Below are 10452 nucleotides of genomic sequence, written 5' to 3'. Positions count from 1 at the left end.
AAGACGCAATAAATTGCGTCTCTACACATGCGCTGGCTAAGACAATTACCCAAAAACATAGTCTTCCATAGAGAGGCAATAAATTGCGTATTAATGAATTAGACTATACAATTGTTTTTCTACTATTGATTCGCATTACTAATTTTACTCCTTGAAAATAAGTTTCTTTTTATACTGATAGACCCTAAAGATAATCATAAACAGAAATAAAGGCAAAGAGGTGAGCACCCCAAAAGAAAAGAGTACAGCCGGCATTATGAATATTGCATAAACCACCAGAGTAATCACATCTACTAAAAGATAATAACTCTCACGATGAATGTCGTAATGATAAAAATAGCTTTTCCCCTCTTTCTTCTGCTCTAAAAAATAAGGAATTACAAAAAGAAAAAGCAAAGGAAAGAAAAAGGCTGTTTTAGTGAGCATCAGTAAAAAAGGGTCTTTTCCTACCCCCGTACTAAACAAATAAATTAGTGAATCCCAAATAGCGTTATCAAACCTCTCTATAATAGAAACTATATTATCAATTGAATAGGCTGCTAAAGCCTCATAGGTAGCAACAAACAACAACCATTGTAAAAGAAAAAAATAAAGATTATATGAAGCATTCTTATTCATTTTTGTAAAAATCTTTAATTTAACGTGAGTTCGACGTAAGCAAAATTATATTTTTTCTCCCACAAAGCCAGCGAGTGCTCACAGCTGGGTATGTGAAACACGGATTTTCACGGAGAAAATGATACAATTAAGCGTAACTCTGAAATTTTCACGGATAAATAAGACCTTTGGTCTTATAAAAATCTGTGTAAATCGCAACAACACAATTACACAGACATAGAAAATCTGTGAAATCCGTGAAAATCAGTGGGAGCTTTCGTTATATCGAACTCACGTTAAGTTAAACTAATAGTTGTAAAGAGCTACTTTTTCTGCATTATAACCTTCTTTCCAAAGAGATTGTAAGCCTTGAATATAAAGACTATGGCTTTTATTCTTCCGAAGTCATTTTGTTATATTAATTGACACAAAATTGATATAACAAAATCTCCCTATCTATAGTACAGCTATAGAAGATATTACTATCAGCAATAACAATCATTATTTTTTCTTTTGATAAGGGAGTATTATGTTTTTTTCTTTAGCCAGACGGTGGGCTACATTTCTATTGGTTTCTTTAGAAAGTGCCATAATAAATTCATAATCTTCAGGGCTTTCTTCTTCAAAAGCAGGCTCTACAAGGGCTGATTTTTCCTTTGTAGTAGTCTTTTTTGTCTTTGTTTTAGTCTCCTTAAAGGAAACAAAACTGAATGTTTTAAGAAGTTCCACAAGGGCAGAAGCTTGTGGATGGCTCTCATTAATGGTAAAGGTCATAGACATAAGATTCTTATTTTGTAAGGCAAAAGTACAAAAATTATTCCAAAATAGGGATTAATGATCGTTTTTGCTTTCAAGATAAAAAGCAAAAACATCCATTTAAAGCGAAGTAATAAAAGTTAAGAATCCTAAAACTACCCCTACCAAATTGGGAATAATGAGAATATAATCTGGCTTAGGCTCTTTTGTCCAGCCATACACCACCCAGATAAGACAAGACCCCGCTGCAAACAAAGGTTGCCAAGGTTGTGCTTTGTGCCCCTCTAAGTTGGCCATAATTTGAGGAATATAGGCTACAAATACCGCCACTCCTATAAAGGCTCCTATAGAACCTATAAACAAATTAATTTTTTGCTTGATATTTCTTTTTTCCTTCATAATAATATGGTTTTCTGCAAAGATAGTAATAATTTACGTGTTTTACAAATAAATATCAAAAATAATTAAAAAAATTTTTATTTTACACTCTCCATAACGAAGCTTGTAAGCTCCATATATGAGGGTCTTCCATTACATCAATAATAGGTAGAATATCAACAGGAATAGGGATATGATGAGTGAGTAATTAGGCATATCCATGATAAGTAATTGCTGTTTTTTGAGGTGTGCTACGCCGAATACATTCACTTTGTATATTTCTAAAAAGTCAGTTTCTGTAAAAGCTTTCTTTACTTCTTATTTGTAAGGTATGCTAATTCATTATATTTTTCGTATTGAACAGATTGTTTTATAATTACTTCCAAACTTTCATTATTTATTGTTTTTATTGGTTGTAAGTTCTCATCCAATAAAGTATAATCTTTTGCCCCAAAAAAAGATAATAACTGGTAAAGTATTTTATTGTAATCACTTCTGAAATCTATTCTCAAAGAAACTGAAGTAACCCTCTCTTCTCTATCAAAAAATACTTCCAAACAATTAGAATCAATATTGCCATATATATCTAAATACTCACTCCAAGATTTAGTCTTTGGCAGAAAAGAGTTCACCTGCATAAAATCTTCTTTATGAATATTAGCGTGTTCCCATAATTCATATTCAAGCTCCTCATTAGATATATCTTTCAATATATATTGATTAGGTATGATCGTAAATTGATATTGCCAAAGTGCCATAATTTATTATCCTAAGAGAGGTTTTATTTTTCTGCTTTGTAATCCGTAAAACCTAATACATTTCCTGATGGGTCTAAAAACTCAATCGCCCACCCCGTTCTGATAGGAAACGGCGGACTCAAAAACGATACGCCCTTTCCTTGTAACTCATCATATATTTGTTTTACATCGTCTACTTCGATCCAAATAGTTGGTTTCGTGTTAGGGAATTTCTTTTTATCTTTCAAAATAATGGCAGGTTCTTCATCTCCCACATTGAAAGCTATCATTCCTATGTCTGAAAAATCAAACTTGATTTTCAGATTTAAAACTTCTGCAAAAAATCGTTTACTTTCCTCAAAATTTTCCGCAGGAAGAAAGAAATTATCATAATTCATAATTTATTTATCTAATATAGTTATCACTGGCACATATCCCTTATCCTTGTATATACATACAAATAAGTTGATGATATTTATTCTAAGAGTTGTACAAATATACAACTTTATTTGTTTTCTGAAGCTATTGATTGGTATATATCTATTTCAAGGTGTTGCTTTATATTCCCCATAATGAAGCCTGTAATCTACGAATATGAGGGTCTTCTATGTTATCCAAAATAGCTAAAGTATCCCTTGGAATAGAAATACATTTTCCCAAAAGGTTTTTCAGTAAGTTTTCCAATGCTAAAGCATATTCTTGATAAGTAATAAGTTCTTTTGTCTGTTCAATAAACGATAAAACTATTGAACTGCTTGAGAAATCATTGGTAAGTTGCTTTATAAACAAGTTAGTTGAGTAAGAAAGTATACTGATAGGTTCGTAAATACTAATTCCTAATTTTTCTTGAATGAGAGCCTCTACCTCTTCTTTGGTTTTTTCCCATTCTTCTCCTTCTCCCATAAACTGTAACTCATCGATAACCTCCCATAACTCATTTGTGGTATTATAGTCTCTGAAGTCTCTGCATATAAAATTAAAAGTATAATCTCCTACTTTTTCGGCATTATAACCTTCTTTCCAAAGAGCTTGTAAGCCTTGGATATAATAGACAATAGCTTTTATTTCTTCTGAAGTCATTTTGTTTTACTTTTTGAAAATTGGTTTAGAGCACCTACCTCATAAGTCTCGGTGTATTTATCTGTCTTCCCTCCTACCTCTTTTATGGTGGTAACAACTTCGCTAACAATTTCATTCTTATAAAAATACTCTCGGATATAATAGAAATCTTTGTACAGCGGATCTTTTATTTCAGGGTCTTTCTTAAGGAAAAACTCTAAACGAATGGGTTTCTTTTTATCATTGAACTGTATTTTTACCCAAGCAATACTTTTATAGTTTCGATCACTTTCAAAAGGTAGTCCTGTATTGGAATAGTAATTAGCATAAGAAGAACGTCCAAAAATACCTGTTTCAAACTTTAATTGATTGTCAAAGAATATTTCATTGGGTTTGATTTTCCTTTCTCCTATTAGGTACTTTATTAGGGTATTATCATACAACAAATCATCCCAACTATCAACAGACCTTATGTGCTGTAGTAAAAAATACTCTCCTTTGAGTTTTTTAGGATTCTCATAATCTATTTGGCTTGAAAGTCTATACCCATATCCATCAGAAGTATAGTTTTTAATGCCTGTTTTATAAAAAGCAAAGGAATCTTTTGCTTTATCGTTGTTATCTAAAGACCTATAAACACGTGCATATTCTTTTCCTTGAGGGGTGAGATAATACAAAATCTGCTGTTGCCATCCTTGTTTGTCTGTGTATTTCACTACTTTCTTTTGAGAATAAAGAAAGCTGAGAAAAAACAAAGATACTATTGCAAGAATGTTTTTAGTAATTGCTTTTATTTCTTTTGAAATCATTTTATTGCACTTAGTTTTTCAGGTTCATTAATAGGAATTCTTAGTCGTAAGCCAAGTTCAGAATGAGTGATTATATGGTTTGTATCCTCAAAATAGGCTTCCTTAAAATATTCACTATTATCTAAAAACAAAAACCATAAAAGTTCGCTACTCTCTTTATGGATAAGGTAAATAAAACCATCTCCTTCCCAACTACATTCACCTCCATACACTTCATATTGAGCATTTTCTGCCACCTTTTGCGGATAGAGATTAGAAACATAATCCGCTTCATTATACTTAAAATAACTATCTAAAGTAGATTGACACAATATACGCAGGTGATATTCTTCCCCTAACCATTGCCCTTGTAAAACAAGCATATCTCCATTGGGGTAAGCAATAGATTTGATCGTGGGGTAAGTATAATTTTCAAGAATATTTTTGATATATGGATGCATATTTATTTGAGTATTTTAGTTAAATCTTCTGACAAACGAAATTTGACAAGTATCCACAGCCAAAAAGCTCCTACAAGCAAGGATTTCAAGCCAATATTCACCAACGGGTGAAAGGGAAAATCCCAAAAGAAAAAGCTTCCTATCGCTACCAAACCAAAGAGAGTGGTCTGCAATGTTTCCTTATAAAAGGGTTGTAAGCCATACTTGCGATATACAAAAACCGACTTGAGTAGGTTATACGAAGTAAAAGCCAAAAGAGTAGCAAATGCGGCTCCATTGATACCATAAAGGGGAATGAGCCACCTATTCATCAGGACGGCACCTATCACTAAAAAAACACCCAAAAATAGCACCGTGCGATAGTAAGGAGAATTGAGTAATACCGCATTGCTGAAACCAACTAAGGCATCGGAGAGCTTTACTATGGATATGATGATAAGCACCCCAAGCCCTGTGCTGTAATCCTTATCAGGCAAGAGGGCGTAACACTGCTGGGCATTCACTACAATAAGCACACAAATGACCATGCTCACAAAGTAAGTATTTACCGTACTGCGCTTGTACAAATCTGCAAGCTCTTGGGGCTTTTGTTGGTTCATAAACTGTGCCGTGAGGGGGCTTACGATCTGGTACATACTACGGTAAGGAATAGCAATCACTGTGGCGGTAAAGATAGCCACATTATACACGGCAATCTCACTAATAGGCAGGTATTGGTTCAGCATAAACTTATCTATGTCCATCAACACGGAAGCTACTGAACCCGATAAAATAACAAACAAACTGTACAAAAAGACTTCCTTTTTGCCCTGTGGCAGCCCCCAAGCAAAGGTAGGTCGGCGTACATAAAAAGCGGAAACAAACATCAAGAGCATACGCAGGGCATACACCCAAAACACGCCACACATTAGCTGATGAAAATCAATAACACCAAAGTAAATGGCTACTAATAAAAGCATCACCCCTACCCTATGGAATACTTCTTTGAGGAAATTGCCAAAGACCGTTTTGAGTTGTACCCGCATCCACGCATAAGCTATCTCAAAATAGGCCATAGCCACAGCCGTAAGGAAGATAAGCCACACATACGGGCGTACTTCTGTATTCTTTGCCGAAAGCCACTGAACAATTTGCTCATATGCGATACTCCCCAAAAGAGTAGCAGGGAGAATCACCAGTAGTGGCAAGAGGCAAAGCATCAGGTTGAGTTTGCCTTGTTCCTGCCTATCGGTATAAGCGGAGTAGTAGCGTACCCAAGTGTTGGACACCCCAAAGGCTATCAGTGGAGAAAGAATCGTAGCAGTGGAAGTAACATAACTCACCAAGCCATATTGCGCTTTGGAAAGGAAATAGGTAAATAAGAAAAGGGTGTTCAGTGCCCCTATGGCGAACCCCAAATAGGTAGCCACTACATTCTTAAATGATTGTCGGAGTACGATGCCCATAATCTTTTTCTTTTAGTAATACTTTACAAATTTCTTATCCTGCAAGGCGGTGAGTTGTTCCGCTATAAGGGTATTCATATGATTTTGAAGCTCTTCCCTGCTGTTATAAGTAGGTTGGCGATCCTCATCGGGAAATTCAAGTGTTTTGTAATCTACTTCTTCATTGATAAGTTTTACAAGTGAAGCAGCTGTAATTAAGTATATACGATATGAAAATTCATAAGAAGTTTCTTTCTCTTCTATGCTCTTGTGAAGATATTCCAAAGTATTGTTTAGAAAGTAAAGTGCTAAATAATCCTGGAAATAGTTATCATACATATCTTGAAAATCAGGTAATCCTTTATATTCGGTAACGCTTTTAAAGTGCAGGAAACACGCTTTGCGTTGTTCTGGGGTGATGGTAGGTACTTCGGCAATAAGCGCTAAAGAGTGTTCTATGGGATACCATAGGTTAAAATTCGCTGCAAAAGGCACTGCAAGTACTTCTGGCAAGAAAGCTAATAAGCCTTCGTATTGTTTGCTTACAAATAGACATCCTACAAGTTCATAAACAGTTTGTAGGTCTTTACTACTTTTAAGTGAAAGTTTTTTGCGGAGCTTTTCAAGGAGTTTTTGCTGTTTTGCAGTAGTGCAATAAGGTGCTAAAATTTCTATATTCATAACGATCTAATAATTTTTTAAATAAGCTACTAATTTCTTTTCTACAAATTCGGTCATAGTATCAGCTTGCTTGATGACCTTGGGTTTGGCGTATTCGTGGGCAAAACAAAGTATCTGCTGGGTGTCGGGAGCATAGAGCAGTTTGTCACCATCGCCGTATTTCCAAAACTCTCCAAGCACTAAATAGTCTTCGCCATTGAACACATCGCTATATAAGTCGGTAAAGCGGATTTCTACTCCCTCCAGTCTGAGTTCCCCTATATGCTGGAAAAAGAAATTAAGTTCCTCAGAGAAAGCAACCCCCAAGTCTTGGCTCTTTTGGGTAATCTCGGCTAAGGGAATGCCTGCGGTAACCACATTATATTCATCAAAATCCTTCAGTACCTGCTTGGTAAGCTTGGGATATACCGCCGAGAGTCGTTCCCAATCTTCGGGGGTAGTCGTTTGTGAGCTTGTCTGCTCTGCGCCTTTTCTTTTCTCCTTCAGTTCTTTGAGATAAGCAGAAACTGCGGCGACAAGCTCCGTATCAGTAGCCTCTGTGAACCATTTTTTTAGAGGAGTCATATAGTTTTTTAATCCTGCTTTCTTCAAATAATCAGGTAGTGCTTTGGGATTTGTTTTTAGAAAATAAAATTCTATCATATTGCGAATGAGAAAGTCCTTGCTAAAGTGCATCGTTTTCTCACTCTTGATATAATTCATCTTGAGAATGCTAAAGTTCAAGAAGTGATCGTCCGCCAACGCCACTGGGGCGATTTCCTCCAAGGTAACACCCGCATCTTTTAGTGCTTTATGCGTGTAATTCAGCACGGTAAAGCTGGGCATTTCTTCCTCGAATACCATATCTATAATATCGCAAAGCTTATCTAATATCTGCTGATACTTTTCAGAGGCAATGAGTTGCTCCATTTGTTCTTTGTCTTTTTGCTCTATGGACATAATTGTAATGTTTTAATTGTTTTACCCCTCCAACTCCTTTGGATTTATCCCCAATACCTTCTGCCACGCTTGAGCGTTCTCTGAGGTGGGATCTATGCCTCTGCCTACAGTATAAAAGGGTTCCCATTGCCAATCCTCACCTCCAGTACAGCCTACAGAGGCGTAGTTCATCAGGAATTCCTTAAAGTTATCGGCTAAATAAGTGCCGAGATTGCTTGCACCATCGTGGCTGAGGTACACAACCTTACCATAGTTCTCTGGTTCTAACTCAATAGCGATATAATCGCCGTTAGCATTGATATGAAAACACAATTTGTTGTACCAAATGCGGTCTTCTGGGTCTTCATAATTAGGGAAAACATCTGTTGCCCATTCCTTGCGATGTTCCTCATAATCCAAAAGCAAATCCAACCCAAAGAGTAATTCCCCGCAATAGATGTGCGCCAAGGCATCGGGTATTATAGATTCATCTTCAATAGTTACATCATTCACATTCCAATAAAACTCCAAATGGGCGGTGTTTTCCAAAAGCACTTCGCGGAAATGAGGAGGCAATGTATAGCCCAATTGTGCCTCTACAGCTTTGATTTCCTCCTCTGTAGCAGGTTTTTCTATCGTAAGAGGTTCTACCTCGCCACCAAGGTCTTCTATCTTTTCTAAAAATAGATTTAAACGATTTTTAAAAAGCTCAAAATTAAAGGGTATTGCCATAATGTTATTTATTTTATGAAACTAATTGTTTGTTTCTTCTTTATTTTCAAGTCTTATTGTATTGACTTCGCCTAATTTCTTGGATTTCCAAACCCTTTCGGCTTGGAATTTGTTCAATCCTACAAAAAGAGAAGCATATTGTAATATCTCTTCCTTAGAAAATGCCTGTTGACTGATAGCAAACCAATTATCCCCATTGATAAGGCTCAGTTTGAGGTGAAAAAGTTTTTCTCCTGCTACTTGCCCTTTTACTTTGTCTACAATACGAGCGGCTGGGATTATAGTAACTTGTACTTTATCTATGGCAGGCATTTCTCTTCTTGTCACAGCTTCATTGCCATTGTGAGCTAAGGTATCTGCTTGCGTTTCTTGGTAATCATCCTCTACAAATAATTGCCATAGGTCACCATTTTCCGAAAAGTATTCTATCCATTTCATCTTTTTGTTATTCATTTTCTTACTTTTTACCCTTCTAACTCCTTTGGGTTTATCCCCAATACCTTGTACCAAGTTTTGGCGTTCTTTGAGGTAGGGTCTATGCCTTTGCCTTTGGTATAAAAAGGTTCCCATTGCCAATCCTCGCCTCCAGTACAACCCACAGCGGCGTAGTTCATCAGGAATTCTTTAAAGTTATCGGCTATATAAAGCCCGTGATTCTCACTACCATCGTGACTAAGATACACAACCTTGCCATAGTTTTCTGGCTCTAACTCAATAGCTATATAATCGCCGTTGCCTACTTGGAAAAAGGACATTTTATTATGCCAAATGTGGTCGTATTCTTTATCAGAATTTGGATATGCTTCCCCTTCCCAGTCTTGGCGATCTTCCTCATAGTCCAAAAGCAAATCCAGCCCAAAAAGCAACTTTCCACGAAAGATTTCAGCTAGTTTATCAGGTAAAGAAATGTCTTCCTCATCTATAATATCATCAATATCCCACCCAAACTCCAAATGAGCGGTGTTTTCCAAGAGTACTTCACGGAAATGAGGAGGCAATGTATAACCTAATTTTGCCTCTACGGCTTTGATTTCTTCCTCTGTAGCGGGTTTTTCTATCGTAAGAGGTTCTACCTCGCCACCAAGGTCTTCTATCTTTTCTAAAAATAGGTTTAAGCGCTTTTTAAAAAGCTCAAAATTAAATGGCATATTCATTTTTTGAGGTTATTTATTATTTTTTAAGATGGTTTCTAAGGGTTCTGTTAGCAAAGTGATTTCAAAAGGGTCGTGCCTAAACTCATAAATATTCTTATCGGCATCTATCCCGATAAAATCGCCATCTCCATCGGTTATATCCTGTACGTGATAGTAGGTTTTGTCGTTTAAAGACACTTCGTATAAATCATTAGGAGTTATATATTGCTGTTCTTCTTTGGAAAGAAGTTTTTCAATAGGGCTATCATCTAAATACTTTATACGAATGCGGGAAGTATCTATCCCTACCGCCTCAGCTTGCCATTTCAGAAAGTCGTTATTAGCTGTAATATACACCAATAACAATCCATAAGCTACATTCCAATTCACCACACTACTTTTGCCTGTCTCAACTGACTGTATTACGATATTTTCAATTAAGAAATTCCGTCCTTTTTTGTCTTCATATTTGTTGAGCAAAGGAATATCCAAACGCAGTTGGTAGCGCTGTCCTTCGGGCTTCTTTATTCCTTTGATAATTCCTTCTGTAAGTTGTTTTTGCAGGAAATGAAAACGCTGAGGCAGTGCAAGACTTATTTTTACAAATAACTCTTGCATTGCAGGGGTAAAAGTAGGCTTCTTTTTGAATAGATTACCTAACATATTCTATTTTTTAGTGTAACTAATACTTTTTTACCCTTCCAACTCCTTTGGATTTATCCCCAATACCTTATACCAAGTTTTGGCGTTCTTTGAGGTAGGGTCTATGCCTTTGCCTTTGGTATAAA

15 protein-coding genes and 1 pseudogene are annotated in these 10452 nt (G+C 36.0%); all 16 read right to left on the bottom strand.

From position 1 onward, the window contains the following. Positions 1–144: 144 nt before the first annotated feature. Positions 145–618, bottom strand: a complete 474-nt coding sequence (locus Q0625_RS13490) for a hypothetical protein (protein WP_298828330.1) — start codon at positions 616–618, stop codon at positions 145–147. Between the two features lie 480 nt (positions 619–1098). Continuing rightward, on the bottom strand, positions 1099–1377 hold the full coding sequence (locus Q0625_RS13485) for a hypothetical protein (RefSeq protein ID WP_298828328.1): 279 nt from the start codon (positions 1375–1377) through the stop codon (positions 1099–1101). Positions 1378–1473: 96 nt separating this feature from the next. Beyond that, positions 1474–1752, bottom strand: a complete 279-nt coding sequence (locus Q0625_RS13480; protein WP_009414533.1) for a SemiSWEET family transporter — start codon at positions 1750–1752, stop codon at positions 1474–1476. A 290-nt stretch (positions 1753–2042) separates the two neighbouring features. After that, entirely contained in the window at positions 2043–2489 is a 447-nt protein-coding gene (locus Q0625_RS13475) for a hypothetical protein (protein WP_298828318.1), read from the bottom strand. 23 nt (positions 2490–2512) lie between these two features. After that, complete coding sequence (locus tag Q0625_RS13470; protein ID WP_298828315.1) at positions 2513–2866, bottom strand: VOC family protein; 354 nt, start codon at positions 2864–2866, stop codon at positions 2513–2515. A gap of 160 nt (positions 2867–3026) precedes the next feature. Further along, complete coding sequence (locus Q0625_RS13465; protein ID WP_298828312.1) at positions 3027–3548, bottom strand: hypothetical protein; 522 nt, start codon at positions 3546–3548, stop codon at positions 3027–3029. Further along, positions 3545–4243, bottom strand: a complete 699-nt coding sequence (locus Q0625_RS13460; protein WP_298828310.1) for a hypothetical protein — start codon at positions 4241–4243, stop codon at positions 3545–3547. The genes Q0625_RS13465 and Q0625_RS13460 overlap by 4 nt, the downstream gene beginning before the upstream one ends. 89 nt (positions 4244–4332) lie before the next feature. Continuing rightward, positions 4333–4776, bottom strand: coding sequence for a hypothetical protein (locus tag Q0625_RS13455; protein ID WP_298828306.1), 444 nt, complete (start codon positions 4774–4776; stop codon positions 4333–4335). A gap of 2 nt (positions 4777–4778) precedes the next feature. Further along, positions 4779–6221 carry a polysaccharide biosynthesis C-terminal domain-containing protein gene (locus Q0625_RS13450; protein WP_298828304.1) on the bottom strand — a complete coding sequence of 481 codons (1443 nt, stop codon included), beginning with the start codon at positions 6219–6221 and terminating at the stop codon, positions 4779–4781. A 12-nt stretch (positions 6222–6233) separates the two neighbouring features. Further along, positions 6234–6881: a DUF6707 family protein gene (locus tag Q0625_RS13445; RefSeq protein WP_298828301.1), complete on the bottom strand. Its 648-nt coding sequence runs from the start codon at positions 6879–6881 to the stop codon at positions 6234–6236. A gap of 6 nt (positions 6882–6887) precedes the next feature. After that, a complete protein-coding gene (locus Q0625_RS13440) occupies positions 6888–7820 on the bottom strand; it encodes a hypothetical protein (protein ID WP_298828298.1) in 933 nt (310 codons plus the stop codon). 21 nt (positions 7821–7841) lie between these two features. Beyond that, entirely contained in the window at positions 7842–8531 is a 690-nt protein-coding gene (locus Q0625_RS13435) for an SMI1/KNR4 family protein (RefSeq protein WP_298828295.1), read from the bottom strand. Between the two features lie 21 nt (positions 8532–8552). Beyond that, positions 8553–8984 (bottom strand): hypothetical protein, encoded by a 432-nt coding sequence (locus Q0625_RS13430; RefSeq protein ID WP_298828292.1) that lies wholly within the window; start codon positions 8982–8984, stop codon positions 8553–8555. Positions 8985–8995: 11 nt separating this feature from the next. Next, a complete protein-coding gene (locus Q0625_RS13425; protein ID WP_298828288.1) occupies positions 8996–9685 on the bottom strand; it encodes an SMI1/KNR4 family protein in 690 nt (229 codons plus the stop codon). A gap of 9 nt (positions 9686–9694) precedes the next feature. Then, the gene (locus tag Q0625_RS13420) at positions 9695–10327 is read right to left on the bottom strand and encodes a hypothetical protein (RefSeq protein WP_298828285.1); all 633 of its coding nucleotides are present in this window, start codon (positions 10325–10327) and stop codon (positions 9695–9697) included. 30 nt (positions 10328–10357) lie between these two features. After that, positions 10358–10452 (bottom strand): annotated as a pseudogene (locus Q0625_RS13415) (SMI1/KNR4 family protein); the annotation flags it as partial.

The sequence above is a fragment of the uncultured Capnocytophaga sp. genome, assembly GCF_938029845.1.
Lineage (GTDB): Bacteria > Bacteroidota > Bacteroidia > Flavobacteriales > Flavobacteriaceae > Capnocytophaga.
The sequence above is the reverse complement of the archived record's forward strand: the minus strand, read 5'-3'. Positions and strand labels throughout refer to the sequence as shown.

Excerpts from the sequence above, each read along its gene's own strand:
- Q0625_RS13445 (WP_298828301.1), bottom strand. The coding sequence starts at position 6,881 with ATGAATATAGAAATTTTAGCACCTTATTGCACTACTGCAAAACAGCAA.
- Q0625_RS13435 (WP_298828295.1), bottom strand. The coding sequence starts at position 8,531 with ATGGCAATACCCTTTAATTTTGAGCTTTTTAAAAATCGTTTAAATCTA.
- Q0625_RS13440 (WP_298828298.1), bottom strand. The coding sequence starts at position 7,820 with ATGTCCATAGAGCAAAAAGACAAAGAACAAATGGAGCAACTCATTGCC.
- Q0625_RS13470 (WP_298828315.1), bottom strand. The coding sequence starts at position 2,866 with ATGAATTATGATAATTTCTTTCTTCCTGCGGAAAATTTTGAGGAAAGT.
- Q0625_RS13425 (WP_298828288.1), bottom strand. The coding sequence starts at position 9,685 with ATGAATATGCCATTTAATTTTGAGCTTTTTAAAAAGCGCTTAAACCTA.
- Q0625_RS13490 (WP_298828330.1), bottom strand. The coding sequence starts at position 618 with ATGAATAAGAATGCTTCATATAATCTTTATTTTTTTCTTTTACAATGG.
- Q0625_RS13485 (WP_298828328.1), bottom strand. The coding sequence starts at position 1,377 with ATGTCTATGACCTTTACCATTAATGAGAGCCATCCACAAGCTTCTGCC.
- Q0625_RS13475 (WP_298828318.1), bottom strand. The coding sequence starts at position 2,489 with ATGGCACTTTGGCAATATCAATTTACGATCATACCTAATCAATATATA.
- Q0625_RS13455 (WP_298828306.1), bottom strand. The coding sequence starts at position 4,776 with ATGCATCCATATATCAAAAATATTCTTGAAAATTATACTTACCCCACG.
- Q0625_RS13480 (WP_009414533.1), bottom strand. The coding sequence starts at position 1,752 with ATGAAGGAAAAAAGAAATATCAAGCAAAAAATTAATTTGTTTATAGGT.
- Q0625_RS13465 (WP_298828312.1), bottom strand. The coding sequence starts at position 3,548 with ATGACTTCAGAAGAAATAAAAGCTATTGTCTATTATATCCAAGGCTTA.
- Q0625_RS13450 (WP_298828304.1), bottom strand. The coding sequence starts at position 6,221 with ATGGGCATCGTACTCCGACAATCATTTAAGAATGTAGTGGCTACCTAT.
- Q0625_RS13430 (WP_298828292.1), bottom strand. The coding sequence starts at position 8,984 with ATGAATAACAAAAAGATGAAATGGATAGAATACTTTTCGGAAAATGGT.
- Q0625_RS13420 (WP_298828285.1), bottom strand. The coding sequence starts at position 10,327 with ATGTTAGGTAATCTATTCAAAAAGAAGCCTACTTTTACCCCTGCAATG.